Below are 16,066 nucleotides of genomic sequence, written 5' to 3'. Positions count from 1 at the left end.
CCGCCGCATCATGTCCGCTTCCCCACCCGCCCCGGACACGAACCCGGACACGAACCCGGACACCAACCCGGGCACCAACCCGGGCACGGATCCGGAAACAGCCGCCGGGCCCGCCGTGCCCAGCAGCCCCTGGCAGCTGGTCCGCCGTGAGCTGCGCCGCCGGGCCTCCGTCACGGTCTCCCTCGTCATCATCGGGCTCTTTCTCGTCATGGCGGCCGCCGCCCCGCTGCTGAGCGCGCTCGGCGGCCGGTCGCCCGACGCGTTCGACAAGTCCGCCGTGGATCCGTACCTGGGCGGCATGCCCATCGGGCCGCTCGGCGGGATCTCCGCCGCGCACTGGCTGGGCGTCGAACCGGTCACCGGACGCGACCTGTTCGCCCGCGTCGTGCACGGCGCCCAGGTCTCCCTGCTCATCGCGCTCAGCGCCACCGCGATCGTCGTGGTCGCCGGGACGCTGACCGGGATCGCGGCCGGCTACTTCGGCGGCCGGACCGACGCGGTGCTGTCCCGCCTGATGGACCTCACCATGTCCTTCCCGTCCCTCATCTTCATGATCGCGATGATGTCGGTGGCCAAGGACGTCAACCGGATCCTGCTGATGACCGCCGTCATCGGCCTGTTCGGCTGGCCCGGTATCGCCCGTGTGGTGCGCGGCCAGACCCTCTCGCTCAAACACCGTGAGTACGTCGACGCGGCCCGGGTCGGCGGCTCCGGACCCTGGCGGATCCTCACCCGCGACATCCTCCCCGGCGTCGCGGGACCCGTCATCGCCTACACCACCCTGATCATCCCCGGCATGATCGCCACCGAGGCGGCCCTGAGCTACCTCGGTGTCGGCGTGCGGCCGCCCACTTCGTCCTGGGGCCAGATGATCGCCGCGAGCGTCGCCTTCTACGACACCGACCCGATGTACTTCGTCATCCCCAGTGCCTGCCTGTTCCTGACCGTGCTCGCCTTCACGCTCCTCGGCGACGCCCTGCGCGACATCCTCGACCCGAGAGGAGGCCGCGCGTGATCCTCTACACCCTGCGCCGCCTCGCCGCCGTCATCGGTGTGCTGATCGCCGTCGCCGCCGTCACCTTCCTCATCTTCTACGTCCTGCCCTCCGATCCCGCCGCCGCGGCCTGCGGCAAATCGTGCAGCGCCGAGCGGCTGGCGGCGATCCGCGCACACATGGGCCTCGACCAGCCCCTGTGGCGGCAGTTCTGGGACTTCCTCTCCGGCATCTTCACCGGCCGCACCCTGGGCAGCGGCCACTACGCCCTGCGCTGCCACGTCCCGTGCCTGGGCTACTCGTACGAGAACAGCGAAGCCGTCTGGGACCTCCTGATGAACCGCCTGCCGGTCTCCGCCTCGCTCGCCCTGGGCGCGGCGGTGCTGTGGCTGGCGCTCGGCCTGAGCGCCGGGGTGGTCGCGGCCCTGCGCAAGGACACCCTCACCGACCGCGTGCTGATGGTCGGCGCGGTCGGCGCCGCCTCGCTGCCGGTGTACTTCACCTCGATGATGCTGATCTACGGCCTCATCCGGGTGGCCGGGCTGCTCCCGTATCCGGCCTACGTGCCCTTCGGCGACGACCCCGCCCGCTGGGCATCGAACCTGCTGCTGCCCTGGCTGGCACTGGCCCTCCTCTATGCGGCCATGTACGCACGGCAGAGCCGCAGTTCGATGATCGAGGCGATGGCGGAGCCGTACATCCGCACCGCCCGCGCCAAGGGCCTGCCGCGCCGCACCGTCGTCGTCAAACACGGGCTGCGGACCGGCATGACGCCGATCCTCACCCTGTTCGGCATGGACCTGGGCGGGCTGCTCGCCGGCGCGGTCATCACCGAGTCCATCTTCGGCCTCCCGGGCATCGGACAGCTCTTCTACGGCGCCCTCTCCAGCGGCGACCAGCCGGTGATCCTCGGAGTGACCCTGCTCGCCGCCACGTTCATCGTCGTCGCCAATCTGGCCGTCGATCTGCTGTATGCCGTTGTCGATCCGCGAGTGAGGCTGTGATGGTGAGCGATCCCTGTCAGGTCGGCGAACCCGGTCCGGTCGGCGAACCGCGTCCGGCCGTCGAATCCGCCGACCCCGAACCACTGCTGTCCGTACGGGACTTGACCGTCACCTTCGCCACCCCGGACGGCCCGGTCCGTGCCGTCGACCGTCTCTCCTTCGACGTCGGCCGCGGCCGGACGCTCGGCATCGTCGGCGAGTCCGGTTCCGGCAAGTCCGTCACCTCGATGGCCGTGATGGGCCTGCACACCGGCACCGAGGTCACCGGATCCGTCGTCCTGGACGGCACCGAACTGACCGGACTCGCCGAACGCGAGCTGAACCGGCTGCGCGGCCGGCGGATGGCGATGGTCTTCCAGGATCCGCTCTCCAGCCTGCACCCCTACTACACGGTCGGCGAGCAGATCGCCGAGCACCACCGGGTGCACTTCGGTTCGCGCCGTGCCGCGGCCCGCCGACGGGCCGTCGAGATGCTCGCCGAGGTCGGCATCCCGGAGCCGGCCCGCCGGGCGGGGGAGTACCCGCACCAGTTCTCCGGCGGTATGCGGCAGCGCGTGATGATCGCCATGGCGCTCGCCTGCGAGCCCGATCTGCTCCTCGCGGACGAACCGACCACCGCGCTGGACGTCACCGTCCAGGCCCAGATCCTGGAGCTGATCGCCCGGATCCAGCAGGAACGCTCCCTCGCCGTCGTCCTGATCACCCACGACCTCGGCGTGGTCGCCCGGGTCGCCCACGAGGTCCTGGTCATGTACGGCGGTCTGGCGGCCGAACAGGCCCCGGTGGAGGCCCTGTTCGCCGCACCGGCCCACCCCTACACCCGCGGCCTGCTGGACTCCCTCCCCCGCCTCGACGACACCGACGACGCCCCGCTGCGCGCCATCCCCGGCAGCCCGCCCTCGCTGCTCAACCCCGCGCCCGGCTGCGCCTTCGCGCCCCGCTGCCCGCGCACGGCGGCGGCCGACACGGAAACCCGCGAACGCTGCGCCCGGCTCCGCCCCCGCCTGGCCCGCTCCGGCGACCACGCGGTGGCCTGCCATCTGCCGCTCGGTCAGGGCGCCGCACCGGGCGCCACGGCGCGCCCGCGGACCGAGGACCGGAGCCCGGACCCGAGCCCGAGCCCGGCCCCAGGCCCGACCCGAAAGGCCACACCATGACGACGACCCACACATCCCCGCCCCCACCCCCGGCACCCGGCCCGCCGCACCAGGACGCGCCCCCGCTCCTCTCCGTACGCGACCTGACCGTGACCTACCCCGGCAAACGGGGCCGCACCGCGCCCATCCGGGCCGTCGACGGCGTCGGCTTCGACATCGCGGCGGGGGAAACCCTGGGCCTGGTCGGCGAGTCGGGCTGCGGCAAGTCCACCACCGGCCGCGCGATCGTCCGCCTCCTGGAGCCGACACGCGGTTCGATCACCTTCGACGGCCGCGACATCGGCCACCTCACCCAGCGCGCGCTACGCCCGCTGCGCCGCCATGTCCAGATGGTCTTCCAGGATCCGCACGCCTCCCTCAACCCCCGCCAGACCGTCGCCAGGATCATCGCCGACCCGCTGCTGGCGCAGGGCACTCCGGCCGACGAGGCGCGCCGCAGGGCCGCCGAACTGATGGACCTCGTCGGGCTGATCCCCGAACACCTCGACCGCTATCCGCACGCATTCTCCGGCGGACAGGCCCAACGTATCGGCATCGCCCGCGCCCTGGCCACGCGCCCCCGCCTGATCGTCGCGGACGAGCCGGTCTCGGCGCTGGATGTCTCCGTACAGGCGCAGATCGTGAATCTGATGGCGGATCTGCAACGCGAACTCGGCCTGGCCTATCTCTTCATCGCCCACGACCTGTCGGTGGTCAAGCGGGTCTGCGACCGGGTCGCCGTGATGTACCTGGGCCGCATCGTCGAAACCGGCCCCAAGCAGCGGGTGTATGCGGCCCCCGCCCACCCCTACACCCGGGCCCTGCTGTCCGCCGTCCCGCTACCCGACCCGGCCGCCGAACGCACCCGCGAACGCATCACCCTCCCCGGCGACCCACCCAGCCCTGCGACGCCCCCACCCGGCTGCCCGTTCCACCCCCGCTGCCCCAAGGCCCAGACCGTCTGCCGGACCGAGGCCCCGGTCCTGAAGCCGTCGACGCCTGGGGCGGCACGGCGGGTGGCCTGCCACTTTCCGGAGGCGGGCTGAGGCGGCAGCGGGAGGCGGCCACCGGACATGTTTGTGCCCTGGCATCTCGGCCGATGCCAGGGCACAACGGCCGTCACCAGGGACGCAACTGCCGTTTCCACATTCCGCTCGCCGTTCCCCACTTCCGTTCGCGGTTCCCAACTTCCTGCCCTGCAAGGCGGCTCAGGACTTGGTGACGCGCACCGTGTCCCCGTTCCCGTCCGCGTGCAGCACATCGATCCGCACTCCCGCGCCGGAATCGGTGAACGACTCACCGGGCTGGTACGGCGCATCGTCCAGCGGTCGGCAGCCGCTCGCCGGAGGGGTGGCGGGCCGGGCGTCCATGACCCGGATGGGGCCCTCGCCGGTTTTGACGGACGAGTCGACCTTGTAGACGAGGGCGCCGGTCGCGCACAGGCCCGTGTCCGACCGGGCCGCGCGCCGGGATTCGACCACGTAGGCCGACGTGGGGCCGGTGCGGATCACGGCCATCTTGGTGCCGCCGCCGTACTCCACGGCGGTGAGACGGACGGTGTCGCTGCCCGTCGAGGCGCGGCAGGCGACCTGGTTGTCGGCGGTCCAGCCGAGTTTCCACGACTCCCAGCCGAAGTACTGCGGTCCGGCGCCACTGATCAGGCCCATGACATCCCAGCCGCCGACGAAGCGGTGGGCGTCGTCGCCGGCCTCGAAGGCGTACAGGTCGGGCAGCCCGAAGGTGTGCGCGGTCTCGTGGCCGACCAGCTTGGGCCCCCAGTGCCACATGTCCTGGCCGAAGGTGACGGACCATTTGAGGCGCTTGCCGTCGGCGACCACGCCGGCCGTGCCCGGCTCGTAGATGTATGTCGGAGTGAAGGAGATGGCCGAGGCGTTCTTGGTCGGCATCACGTACAGCAGGTCGTACCGGGAGAAGTCCACCCCCCGGTCCGCGGCGGCCACCGCGTCCCTGATGTATGCCTCGTGCGCCTCATGGCTGAAGCCGCGCTGGAAGTGGTAGTCCGTCGAGTTGTGGGGCATCCGTACCCAGTGCCGGTACTGGGTGATGGCCAGCCATGCCTTGCCGTACGACGCCTGCGACACCCAGTCCGCACCGGGCGTGACCTGTGCCGCGTCGCGGGCGGGGGACTCGGTGGCGGGGGCGTCCGGGAAGTCCACGAAGATCATGGCGGCCCTGATGGTCCCGGTGGGCCGCTGGAAGACGGAGCGGTCGGTGTCGTGGCCCTCGTCCGTCCACCCGGTGGCGCCCGGCAGCGCACAGTCGGCGGCGCCGTGCCGGGAGGAGGACGGCGTGGATATGGCCTGGGACTTGGGGGACGCCTGCCGGGACAGGGGGGACGCCTTGGCGTACGTCATCCCGGCGAGGACCAGCAGCAGACCGGCGACCACCGCGGACAGCAGCGCCGCTCGCCTCCCGGGGGACAGGGCCAGGAATCTCACGGCCGGGAATCTCATGGCAGTTGAACCTCCGCGTGCATAGGAACCTCCATGTAAATAGGGTGTGACATTTCACATAAGACTGAGGGGCGTGACGCCCTGCCGGGAAGCTCCCGTCGGTCCATAACATCCGCGCCATGGATCTGGAGATACGGCACCTGCGGGTGGTGTGCGCCATCGCCGAGGCCGGCAGCCTGACCAGGGCCGCCGCGGCACTGCGGATGACCCAGCCGGGCCTGAGCGCCCAGCTCCGGCGGATCGAAACCCTCCTGGGAGGCGCGCTGTTCGACCGTCGGCGCGCCGGAGCCACGCCCACGCCGCTCGGCGAACTCGTCCTCTCCCGGGCACTCGCCGTCCTGCCGGGCGTCGATCAGCTCCTCGCCGACACCGACCGGGCCGTCCGGCGCGCCACCGCCCCCACCCGTCTGCGCATCGGTTCCGTCGGCGCCCCGCTCCTCGGACATCTCCTTCTTGCAGTACGGGAGTTGCTGCCCGACGCGGAAGTGACGGCCCGCTGTCAGTACGCCCCCGCCCCGCTGCTGGACGACCTCGGCGCCGGCCGTCTGGAAGCCGCGGTCCTCGGCGACCACCCCGGCCAGGAGCCGCCGCCCCGTGACGGGGTACTTCTGCACCCGCTCGTCACGGAGCCCGTCTTCGCGCTGCTGCCCGCGACCCACCCACTGGCCGGCCAGGACGAGGTCGGCCTGGCCCGGCTCGCCGACGAGGACTGGGCCGCGCCCCGGCCGGACAGCGACCGTACGCGGGAGTACTGGTCGTCCGTCTTCACCCTGGCCGACCGTCACCCCCGTATTCCGTACGAGGCCGAGGGACGGCAACTCATCGAGATCGTCCGCGCGGGCCTGGCGGTGAGCCTGTGTCAGGCCACCTTCATCGAGGTACCCGGCGTCGCCGTCCGCCCGCTGACCGGAAACCCGTTGTGGTACCGCCACGTCCTGGCCTGGCACCGCGACGGCCCGCTGGCCAGGCACGGTGGGACGATCCTGCGGCGCGTGCGCGACGGTTATCTGGCCACCTGCGCCGACAGCTCGGTATACAGACGCTGGCGCGAACGGCACCCGGGGGCGGCGCAACCGCTGGTCTGAATCGCCGCGCAGCCGCTGGTCTGATTCGCCGTCACCGTGCGGTGCGGACCGAGCCCCACATCCTCCGGCGGATGTCCGGAAGGGTCACGCGCCCAGGTGGACCTCCAGTGCTGCGCGCACGCCGGACTCCAGCGCCCCCTCGATCCACGCGGGCTTGAGGGACGTGTGATCGCCGGCGAAGTGCAGCGGCCCCTCCGGTGTGCCGACGTCCGGGAACAGGCCGGTGTGCTGGCCCGGCAGCAGTACGGATGCCTCGCCGTTGGAGTAGGGGTTGCGCAGCCAGCTCTGGGTCTGGCCGGCGCCGGTGTAGAAGACCTCGATGCGCTGCCCGTAGACCTCCTGGAGACCGCGCAGGGCGTTGGGATAGCGGGCGTCGTCGTCGAAGGAGTCCCAGCGCATCGCGTCATCGGCCCAGGTGTAGGAGGCCAGGACCACGCCGCCCTGGCTGTCGCCGATGGGGTTGGAGGGGTGGAAGACGAACCGGTTGGCGTTGTCGGAGACGGAGCCGCCGCCCTGCACACCGACGGCCGGCGGCTGGTCTCGGGTGATCCAGCGGTTGGCCGCGTAGTGGGCCCGCTGGGCCCGGGAGATGTGCCCGCCCGGGACCGACGGGTGCTTGCCCAGCAGGGAGCCGTCGTCGGGCGCCTTGCCGAGGCGGAAGTCGTCGTACAGGCCCGGCCGGATGCGCTCCAACTCGGTCCGCCACTGGTCTTCGTCGAACTCCCACCAGCGGCGGCCGAACTCCAGCAGCACCTTGGTGGCCGCGTCGTAGTGCAGTTCCACGACGGCCCGCCGCTTGCCGTAGGAGAGGGCGGGCAGGATCTGCATCTGCCGCAGACCGGAGAAGGGCGCGGTGATGATGGCGACATCGCCGGTGTACGACCGGCGGGCCGGATCCGCACCGTCCTCGGAGACGGTGTCCACCCATACCCGCGGCCCCTCCTTCGACACATGAGTGGCATCGCTCTGGCCGAGGCGCCGGGCGTCCGGGTCGAAGTATTCGATACGGGTGACGCGGCGGCCGAAGTGCACGTCGCCCCTGACCTTCTTCAGCATCTCGTCGGCCAGGGTGGCGGTGCCGCCCTCCAACTCGTAGAACCTGGTACCGGGGTTGATCAGCACCGCGTCCAGGAAGCTGTGCAGGAACGACAGCGACAGCCGGGAGGTCATGTCCTCCAGGGTGCCGATCAGATGGATGGTGCGCTGCGTGAGCTTTGCCTTCTCGGACAGGAACCGCTGCATCGACCAGTCGCCGTACTTCTGGATGATGCGTACCCAGCCCTCCAGCGCCTCGGACGGCTCCTTGTCCTGCCACTTGCCGTTCCTGAAGACACTGAACTCCTCGCGGACATCCTTGATGGCCGCGTCCAGGATGTCGCGAGCCGCGGTGTCCAGGTACTCCGCCTGCACCCCGAAACTGCGGTTCACGGGGCGGGGATTCGCCGCGTACGCGGAGCGGCGCATCCGGACGCCGTTGACCACGATCCACGCGTTGTCCCGCGGCTTCCCGCTCTGCGACCCGGCGTGCGACCCGGCATGGGAATCCTCCGCGACCAGGCGGAAGTCCAGCTTCTTGATCTTCAGCTCGTCGATGAGCGCCATCAGCATCGCGTGGCTCTCCGGCAGCCGCATCGCACCGGCCTCGGCGTGCAGCCGGGGATCGGAGAAGGGCTGCTCCGCATTCTCGTGGCCGCCCGTCCGGAAGGTCTTGATACGGCCCCCGGCCCGGTTGGCGTTGGCCTCCAGCACCGTGACGGAATGCCCGGACCGCTTGAGCAGAGCGGCGGCGAGCATCCCCGCGGGCCCTGCGCCGACGATCAGGACGCGCTTGGGCCTACTGCTGGAGCGCGGCAGCTTCCCGGCGCGCAGGATGTCCACATAGTCCGCCTTCAGCGGCTTTTCGCCCTTGTTCATGACCATGATGGCGCGGGCGACGGTCCGCGCGCGGTCGTCATCGTCGGCCGACGTCGGCACCGGCACCCTCGGGGCGGTGGCCGCGACCGCCGGAGCGGTGGGCCAGGGAGGCAGGCCGGTGGCGGCGAGGGCGGCGGCGGATGCGGTGGTGAAGCTCCGTCGGGTGGGAGCCGAATCGGTAGCGGGATCGGCGGCAGGGGAAGGTTCTTGATGGTTCGTCATGCCGTGAGAGTGACGTCGTTCCCGCCGGTCAGGGGAGGGCGGCTTGCGGTGTGCATGCGGTACGGGGCGTAGGGGAGGGCCGGTCGGCGCAGGTGGCGACGTAGGTGCCGCGGCAGTGCGGCACCTGTGGGCAATCACTCGGATGAGTCGTATTTTCTTCGCCCCTATCAACTGCGTATTCACTCAAAGGGGTGTTCCGTAATGCTTCCCTCCTTGTTCCCGAAGATTTTCCCTTTCCCTCCCTGGACACCGCCTTACTCGTCAGTAGGGTGAGCGCGGCGGACGCGCCCGGCAGGCGGGCCTGACTATGAAGTGCCGCCATGGAGAAGGGGACTTCATGAGCGGGATGGGTCGTCGGCGGTTTGTGTCGGGGATATCCGGGGCGGCGGCGGGTGCCGCTCTGTGGCAGGGGTTCACGCCGGGGCGGGCGGCGGCGCAGGAGCGGGCCCTGGCGCTCACGGCGGCGCGGGCGGTGCGGACGGCCGGAACCACTCTCGAACAGGCGGCGACGCCGACCGGCGACGGGCCGTACAAGCGGCTGGTGGCGGGGCCGGGTTGGCCGCTGGTGGTGCGCGCCGAGCTGGCCGGCGCAGCATCCGGGCGGGACGACAGACGTACCGGGCTCGCCTCCTTCGTGCAGTTCACCGACCTGCATCTGACGGACACCGAGTCCCCGGTGCGGTTCGAGTACCTGGCGCGGTACAACGACAGCGCACACCGGCCGCAGGAGACGCTGACCGTGCGGGGCGCTTCCTCGCTGGTCGAGCGCGTCAACCAGGTGCGGCAAGGCCCGTACACCGGCCTGCCGTTCAGCCTGGTGATGGCGACCGGTGACAACACCGACAACCACGAGCGGCTCGAACTCGACTGGTATCTGAGCGTCATGAGCGGCGGCCGGATCACTCCGAACAGCGGCGACCTCGCGCGCTACGAAGGCGTGCAGAACTCGGGAAGCGCGCAGTACTGGAACCCCGAATCGTCCCTCCAGGACGTCTACAAGGCCAAAGGGCTGCCTCATGTGCCCGGCTTCCTCGGCGGCGCGATACGCCCCTTCGACGCACCCGGCCTGCGCGTCCCCTGGTACACCACGGTCGGCAACCACGACGACAGCATCGAGGGCAGCCTGCCCGACCTCGGCCTGCTGAACGACCTGTACACCGGCTCGCGCAAGCTGGAGGGCTGCGACAACGCGACCGCCGCGCAGCTGGCCGACGCGCTGCTGCACAACCCGGGCGAGGCCGTCATCCTGCTGAGCAAGCTGCTGACCGGCGGTGGCGCGATCCGCACGGTCACCCCCGACGAGCGGCGCCACCCGTTCACCCCCACCGAGTTCGCCCGAGCACACCTCAACCCCGCGTACACCGGCCCCGGCCCCGCGGGCCACGGCTTCACCCAGGACGCGGTCAGCAGCGGGCACCTCTACTACACCTTCGACCTCGCCGACGGCGTCCTCGGCATCAGCCTCGACACCACCAACCGTGCCGGTTTCGCGGACGGTTCGCTCGGCACCGGTCAGCTGACCTGGCTGGAGTCGGTCCTCAAGGCGCACTCCGGCCGTTGGTACGACACCGACGGCCACCTGGTGCGCGGCGGCTCGGACAGCCGCCTCGTCGTCCTCTTCAGCCACCACACCAGCACCACGATGGGCAACCTGCTCCCCGACCCGTACCACCCGTTCGAGGGCCGGCACGGCGGCGACGAACTGGTGGCCCTGCTTCAGCGCTTCCCGAACGTGGTGGCCTGGGTCAACGGCCACACCCACACCAACCAGATCACCGCGCACGGCCACGCCGTCCCCGAGCGGGCCTTCTGGGAGATCAACACCGCCTCCCACGTCGACTACCCGCACCACGCCCGGATCATCGAGGTCGCCGACAACGGGGACCGGACGCTGTCGCTGTTCACCACGCTCATCGAGTCCGCCGCCCCGTACCGGACCGACTTCACCGACACCTCCGACCGGGGCCTGGCCGCCCTCTACCGCGAGCTGGCCTACAACGACCCCTACGCCACCCCCGCCACCCGCATGGGCGCTGCCGCCGACCACAACACCGAGCTCCTGCTCACCAAGCCCGCCACGTAGCCGCCGCCGCGACCGGGCGGGGAAACCGCAGGTCAGATGCCTTATTCGGCGAGTGTCACAGTCTCTATCCGTGATCGAGACGTGGCTGATACACGATCTCGGGACGACTGAAACGGGCGTTGTCTACCTTTCCGGGCATGGGTGCTTCTCGGCCCTCATACCGGGCCGATCACTCTCGGCCACTACACGCATCCGTGAAGGAGTAGTCATGCCCAAGCAAGCCATCACCCGCGCCCGTCGCATCAAGCACAAGGGGCTGCGCACCGGCCTCACCGTCGCGGTGGCCGGCGCCGCCATCGCCCTCCCGGCCACCGCGGCGGTCGCCATGCCCACGGACTACACCAAGGAGGTCAAGGTCGACAACGGCGACACCCTCAAGCTGGACGGCTACGGCAAAAAGGTCAGCATCTCGGACCCCGAGCACGGTGTCACGGGTGCGCTGAGCGAGAACAAGCCCGGCCCGGTGCAGAGCCGTATGGACCCGAACGGGACGTACACACTGAAGCTCCCGAAGCCCGCGGCGCAGGCCGATGCCACGCCCACGGTCGTCTACAAGCACGACGGCAAGACGGTGAAGACCTTCAGCCTCCCGCACGCCCCGGCCGACCTGGGCCGCTGACCTCGGCCGACCTCCCGGCACACGGCGGCCCCCGGCTGGACACTCCCCGGGGGCCGCCTCGCTGCACACAAGAAATCCACAAAGAGCGCCCGTACGCTTCCGACCGTTGAGCCTCAGCGACGTCACATCGAGGCGTCGAACCTCGGAGTCACAGTGGAAAGCGGTGATGTCCTCATGCCGGACGGGCGCTCCTGTACGGGTCTCAGCACCCTCACCGCCGTCGAGCCAGGCGAGCTACGGCTGCCCCTCAGTGGCTGGTTACTGCGCATTGCGCGGGGCTCCGCGGACCGGCCGGCCCTGGAGGTGCACAGCCCGGCCGGGCTCATCGACGTGTCCGTCGTGGGCACGCTCAGCGTCTCCCCGCTCAGGGGAGGCCGGCACAGCGGCCGTGCGGCGAGGTGCTGGTCGCTGGCGTGGGGCCAGCTGCCCCCTGACGCCGACGTCGTCGAGGTGTTCTTCCGGGGGTGGCGGCGCAGCCTGAGCGTCCAGGCGTACACGGTGGCCGATGCGTTCTGGGTGGCCGAGGTCGGCGACCGGTTCCGCTCGGTGACGTGCTCCGCGGGCACCACCCGCACCACGGGGCGGGTGGTCAAGGAGCCCCGGCCCCGGGGGAGTTGACCCGGGGGTGCGCGTGGGCCCGGTCGCCGGGCGCAGGTAGCGCAGGACGCTCAGCCCCCCGCCCTCCCGACCGGCCCGCCCCGGCCAGGAGATTCGTCTCCCGGGCGACGCCACCCATCCACACCGCCAGGCTCACCCCGCCGGTGAAGGTGGCGGCGAGCCGCAGCTCGGATTGCACGTCACCCGTCCGGCCCCGCCCGTCTTCCTCGATCCTCGTGTCCCTGACTCATGCTCACATTGGATCTCTGACGAGGGGCGTGGGCATCCAGCGCTCGGCCACATGGGGGGCGAGCCGGAGGCGGACGACGGCGTCGACGCCGGCCCGGGGCGCGGGGCGCAGGGTGACCTCGCCGCCGCTGGCGTGGGTGAGTTGCCGGACCATGGGCAGGCCCAGGCCGGTGCCGTCGTGCTGGGCGTCGGCCAACCTCCCCCGAGTCGGTGACCGCCGGTCCTTGAGGGTGGCCTCCTGCGAACGGCGCTCGGAAAGCGCTTTAAGGGCACCTTCAGGAACAGGTAGTACGCTGCGCCGCGCACTGGGCAGTCATTCCGACGTACAGGACGGGGTTTCCGCATGGCGGAACAGCAAACGGGAGGCCGTATACCTGCGATGAGCCGGCGTCGGCTACTGGCCGGGCTGGCGGCGGCGCCCGTGGTGCTCGCCGGCTGCGGTCGCAAGGGCCCGTCCGACCCTCTCCATCTGGCGGGTTCCAAGGTCACCACCACCATCATGATCATCCGCCACGGCGAGAAGCCCGACGCAAACCACCCCGGCTACGACGAACACGGTCACCAGGACCCCCACTCCCTCACCCGGCGCGGGTGGGGCCGTGCCCGCGCACTGCCGAAGCTGTTCGACCCGCCGAAGGGCCGGCCCCCCGTCCCCGGTCTGATGCGCCCCAAGACCATTTACGCCGCCACCGACAAGGGCCCGCTGGCCGGCGGCCACCGTATGCGGCAGACCGTGACGCCGCTGGCCCGGCAGATGGGCATCAAGCTCGACATGACCTTCGCCGAGTCCCAGGAAGCGGCCCTGGCGAAGGCCGCAGTCGCCGCCCCCGAACCGGTGCTGATCTGCTGGGAGCACTCCCGCATTTCGTCGATCGTGGATGCCCTTGGTGTGTCCGGTACCGGCGTACCCGGCCAGTGGCCGGATCGTTTCGACCTGGTCTGGGTCTTCACGCATGCCCGCGGCACGTGGACCTTCCGCCAGGTTCACCAGCATCTGCTTCCCGGAGACGCCTGAGGTCTTACGGAACAGCAGCAGGCAGCCGCACCTGGAACACCGCCCCTCCGCCGGGGGATTGGCGTACGGCGATGTCGCCGCCGTGCCTTCGTACGATGTCGCGGGCGATGGCCAGGCCGAGGCCGGCGCCGCCGTCGTCGCGGCTGCGGGCGTCGTCGAGGCGTACGAAGCGTTCGAAGATGCGCTCCCGTTCGGCGGGCGGCACGCCAGGACCGTCGTCGGCGACCTCCAGCACCGCGTCTCCGCCCTCGGCGCGCAGTGTCACGGAGACCGCACCGGTGGCGTGCCGCTGGGCGTTGTCCAGCAGGTTTCCCAGGACGCGGGCGAGTTGTCCGCCGCTGCCCTGTACCTGCGCGTGGTCGGCGATGTGTACGTCGACGGGATGGGCGTCCGTGCGCCGTGCCACTTCCTCGCGTACCAGGTCATCAAGGGTGATGCAGCTGCCCTGGGGTTGCTCTCCCGCGTCGAGCCGGGCGAGCAGGAGCAGGTCTGCCGCGAGGTGCTGAAGCCGTACGGTGTCGGCCACCGTGCCGTCCAGGTCCAGGAGTTCGGGGTGCGCGGCGGCGACTTCGAGCTGGGTGCGCAGGGAGGCGATGGGGCTGCGCAGTTCGTGGGAGGCGTCGGCGACGAAGCGGCGCTGCTGTTCGACGGAGGCTTCCAGTGCGGCCAGGGTCTCGTTGGTGGTTGCCGCCAGGCGGGCCACTTCGTCGTGGGAGGCGGGTTCGGGCACGCGGCGGGTGAGGTCGCCGGCACCGGTGATGGCTGACAGTTCGCCGCGGATGGCCTCGACCGGACGCAGGGCGCGCCGGGTGACGAGCCAGGTCACGCCCGCGACGACAACGAGCAGCAGGGGCAGGCCGATGAGCATCGAGCGGACCACGGTGTCGACGGCGGCAACCGCACCGACCCCGACGACGACCGGGAGGGTGCCGACCTGAAGGCTGTCCAGGCGCTCAGGACGGACGCCCGCGGCGCCGTCGCGGCGGCGCTGGCCAAGGCACCCGGCACCGTCACGTCCGTGGAGCTCGACCACGAACGCTCCGCCGTCTCCTGGGACGTCGAGATCCAGGGGAAGAACGGCGCCGAGCACGACGTGACCGTGAACGCCTCCACCGGAAAGATCATCGCGGCTTCCGTCGACCATGACGACCGTCACGACGGCAGCCGTCACGCCGACCGTGACCACGAAGACCACGACGGCGCCGACCACGACGCACACGACGACTGACACATCCCCGGCGCCGCCGGCTCCGTCAGCGTTGTCGGTGGAGCAATGGACAATTCCCTTCATGGCCCACACCGTCGAGACGTCCGGAGGTCACCAGGTGTCGACGGCGTCGATCTGCACCAGGTAGGAACCCACTTCCTGGAGTGTCAGCCAGCACTCCCAGTGCGTCCGGGTGGCCTGGTCGCCCCACGGATTGCCCAAGGAGATCCGACCGCCGGCCGGGTCCACATCCTTGACGAAGTAGGCGTGGTTCCCGATCAGTCGGCCGCCCGCGATCTCCACGGCGTCGTCCGGGCCGGCGTTGGCGGCGGGGACGGTGGTGGCGACGAGCGCCTGGCCGCGCGACTTGCGGTCGGCGATCTCCTGGACGACCCATGGCGAGGTGACGTCGAGCTTCTGTCCCGTGCGGCCGGTGATCAGGGCGAGCGCGTCGGACGGGGGCCCGCCGTGGGCGATGTCGTGGTAGTTGCCGCGGGCCTGGGCGGCAGCCTTCTCGAAGTAGCCCGGCCAGGTCTCTGCGTAACGGGCGTCCTGGGTGTGGCCGGTGGCACACCAGAGACGACCGTGGCCGTACGGCAGGTCGGGCACCACCGTGATGGGGTCCGGGCGGCCCTCGTCGTAGAACGTGATGGTGACGGTGCCGTTGGCCTCCTGTCGGAAGTGCCGTGAGGCGTGCTGCGGGTTGGCCTGGAGCACGGCCTGCATGCTCGTCAGCAGCCAGCAGTCCCCGAAACAGCCCTGGTACATGTCCTGCCAGGACAGCGCCTCGGTCGAGCCCGAGACCCACTGCCAGTTCTCCGTGACGTACGCGCCGTCCACCTTGGCGAACGGCCCCTCGGGCAGTACCCAGCCGTGGTCGCCACAGTCGCACCCGGGATCGTCGTTCGGCTGGCTGCACGTCATTCCGGTACCGATCAGCATTGCGCCGTACGGGCTGACCGTACGCAGCAGCCAGTTGAAGAGCTCCTGCTGACGCGGCCAGTCGTAGGCGGGCTCACCGTGCTCGTCCTCGACGTGGGTGAGCGCGTCCCAGCGGTCCAGGCCCTGTGTCCCGAACCGGCGGACCACCATGTCGAGTTCGGTGGGCGGCAGCGGCATCAGCAGGTTGCCGACCTGGTCGAGCAGGGACCGGGCGCTGTACTGCTTCTCGTCGGCGAACAGCAGGTCCCATGCCTGGCGGCCGACGGCCTCGGCCCGCTGTGGGTTGGGCGGGGGGCCGGGCGGCTGCCAGGGCAGTTCGACCAGCGGGCGGCCGCCGCGCACGTACTGGAGCCGGTCGCGGCCGACGCTGTCGCTGATCCCGTGCACCACGTCCACGGCGGCCATCAGCTCCTGACCGCCGGGAATGTAGGGCGCGGCCTTGCCGACGACCTGGCGCCAGTTGTTGCGGTGGTAACCCACGTTTCCTCCCCGTACCTCTCCCACCCGGCTCATGAGGGTACGTGG

At 70.8% G+C, this 16,066-nt stretch carries 15 protein-coding genes; 10 read left to right on the top strand and 5 right to left on the bottom strand.

What is annotated here, in order from left to right; translation table 11 throughout:
* Positions 1 to 7 precede the first annotated feature (7 nt).
* The 4 genes from SNA_RS25905 to SNA_RS25890 are packed head-to-tail and all read left to right on the top strand — an operon-like array spanning position 8 to position 4,180.
* A complete protein-coding gene (locus SNA_RS25905; protein WP_420823516.1) occupies positions 8 to 1,015 on the top strand; it encodes an ABC transporter permease in 1,008 nt (335 codons plus the stop codon).
* The gene (locus SNA_RS25900) at positions 1,012 to 1,998 is read left to right on the top strand and encodes an ABC transporter permease (RefSeq protein ID WP_044366968.1); all 987 of its coding nucleotides are present in this window, start codon (positions 1,012 to 1,014) and stop codon (positions 1,996 to 1,998) included. Before SNA_RS25905 ends, SNA_RS25900 begins: the two co-directional genes overlap by 4 nt.
* On the top strand, positions 1,998 to 3,155 hold the full coding sequence (locus tag SNA_RS25895; RefSeq protein WP_078970198.1) for an ABC transporter ATP-binding protein: 1,158 nt from the start codon (positions 1,998 to 2,000) through the stop codon (positions 3,153 to 3,155). The genes SNA_RS25900 and SNA_RS25895 overlap by 1 nt, the downstream gene beginning before the upstream one ends.
* Positions 3,152 to 4,180, top strand: a complete 1,029-nt coding sequence (locus tag SNA_RS25890; RefSeq protein WP_044366966.1) for an ABC transporter ATP-binding protein — start codon at positions 3,152 to 3,154, stop codon at positions 4,178 to 4,180. Before SNA_RS25895 ends, SNA_RS25890 begins: the two co-directional genes overlap by 4 nt.
* 162 nt (positions 4,181 to 4,342) lie before the next feature.
* Here SNA_RS25890 and SNA_RS25885 read toward each other — a convergent pair whose 3' ends face one another.
* Positions 4,343 to 5,593 carry a M6 family metalloprotease domain-containing protein gene (locus SNA_RS25885; protein WP_241779839.1) on the bottom strand — a complete coding sequence of 417 codons (1,251 nt, stop codon included), beginning with the start codon at positions 5,591 to 5,593 and terminating at the stop codon, positions 4,343 to 4,345.
* Between the two features lie 134 nt (positions 5,594 to 5,727).
* Between SNA_RS25885 and SNA_RS25880 the strand changes: the two genes are divergently transcribed.
* Entirely contained in the window at positions 5,728 to 6,693 is a 966-nt protein-coding gene (locus tag SNA_RS25880; RefSeq protein ID WP_030066096.1) for a LysR family transcriptional regulator, read from the top strand.
* Positions 6,694 to 6,777: 84 nt separating this feature from the next.
* Here SNA_RS25880 and SNA_RS25875 read toward each other — a convergent pair whose 3' ends face one another.
* Complete coding sequence (locus SNA_RS25875) at positions 6,778 to 8,829, bottom strand: flavin monoamine oxidase family protein (RefSeq protein WP_044366961.1); 2,052 nt, start codon at positions 8,827 to 8,829, stop codon at positions 6,778 to 6,780.
* Positions 8,830 to 9,166: 337 nt separating this feature from the next.
* Here SNA_RS25875 and SNA_RS25870 point away from each other — a divergent pair, with 337 nt between their 5' ends.
* The 3 genes from SNA_RS25870 (at position 9,167) to SNA_RS25860 (ending at position 12,149) form a co-directional block, all read left to right on the top strand.
* Positions 9,167 to 10,912: a TIGR03767 family metallophosphoesterase gene (locus SNA_RS25870; RefSeq protein WP_030066098.1), complete on the top strand. Its 1,746-nt coding sequence runs from the start codon at positions 9,167 to 9,169 to the stop codon at positions 10,910 to 10,912.
* 208 nt (positions 10,913 to 11,120) lie between these two features.
* Positions 11,121 to 11,531, top strand: a complete 411-nt coding sequence (locus SNA_RS25865) for a hypothetical protein (protein WP_030066099.1) — start codon at positions 11,121 to 11,123, stop codon at positions 11,529 to 11,531.
* Between the two features lie 153 nt (positions 11,532 to 11,684).
* Positions 11,685 to 12,149 carry a hypothetical protein gene (locus SNA_RS25860; protein ID WP_157880091.1) on the top strand — a complete coding sequence of 155 codons (465 nt, stop codon included), beginning with the start codon at positions 11,685 to 11,687 and terminating at the stop codon, positions 12,147 to 12,149.
* A 232-nt stretch (positions 12,150 to 12,381) separates the two neighbouring features.
* Here the strand turns inward: SNA_RS25860 and SNA_RS25855 are convergent, their stop codons facing one another.
* Complete coding sequence (locus SNA_RS25855; protein WP_030066101.1) at positions 12,382 to 12,573, bottom strand: HAMP domain-containing histidine kinase; 192 nt, start codon at positions 12,571 to 12,573, stop codon at positions 12,382 to 12,384.
* Positions 12,574 to 12,756: 183 nt separating this feature from the next.
* On the opposite strand from SNA_RS25855, the gene SNA_RS25850 reads away from it, so the two are divergent.
* Positions 12,757 to 13,392, top strand: coding sequence for a hypothetical protein (locus SNA_RS25850; protein WP_052808988.1), 636 nt, complete (start codon positions 12,757 to 12,759; stop codon positions 13,390 to 13,392).
* A 4-nt stretch (positions 13,393 to 13,396) separates the two neighbouring features.
* Here SNA_RS25850 and SNA_RS25845 read toward each other — a convergent pair whose 3' ends face one another.
* Positions 13,397 to 14,482 (bottom strand): sensor histidine kinase, encoded by a 1,086-nt coding sequence (locus tag SNA_RS25845; protein WP_420823512.1) that lies wholly within the window; start codon positions 14,480 to 14,482, stop codon positions 13,397 to 13,399.
* Here SNA_RS25845 and SNA_RS41605 point away from each other — a divergent pair.
* Positions 14,411 to 14,620 carry a PepSY domain-containing protein gene (locus SNA_RS41605; RefSeq protein ID WP_030066105.1) on the top strand — a complete coding sequence of 70 codons (210 nt, stop codon included), beginning with the start codon at positions 14,411 to 14,413 and terminating at the stop codon, positions 14,618 to 14,620. The two genes, SNA_RS25845 and SNA_RS41605, sit on opposite strands and share 72 nt — an antisense overlap.
* Before the next feature lie 90 nt (positions 14,621 to 14,710).
* On the opposite strand, the gene SNA_RS25835 is transcribed toward SNA_RS41605, so the two are convergent.
* A complete protein-coding gene (locus tag SNA_RS25835; RefSeq protein ID WP_030066106.1) occupies positions 14,711 to 16,021 on the bottom strand; it encodes a C2 family cysteine protease in 1,311 nt (436 codons plus the stop codon).
* Positions 16,022 to 16,066 lie beyond the last annotated feature (45 nt).

The sequence above is a fragment of the Streptomyces natalensis ATCC 27448 genome (assembly GCF_000935125.1).
Classification (GTDB): domain Bacteria; phylum Actinomycetota; class Actinomycetes; order Streptomycetales; family Streptomycetaceae; genus Streptomyces; species Streptomyces natalensis.
The sequence above is the reverse complement of the archived record's forward strand: the minus strand, read 5'-3'. Positions and strand labels throughout refer to the sequence as shown.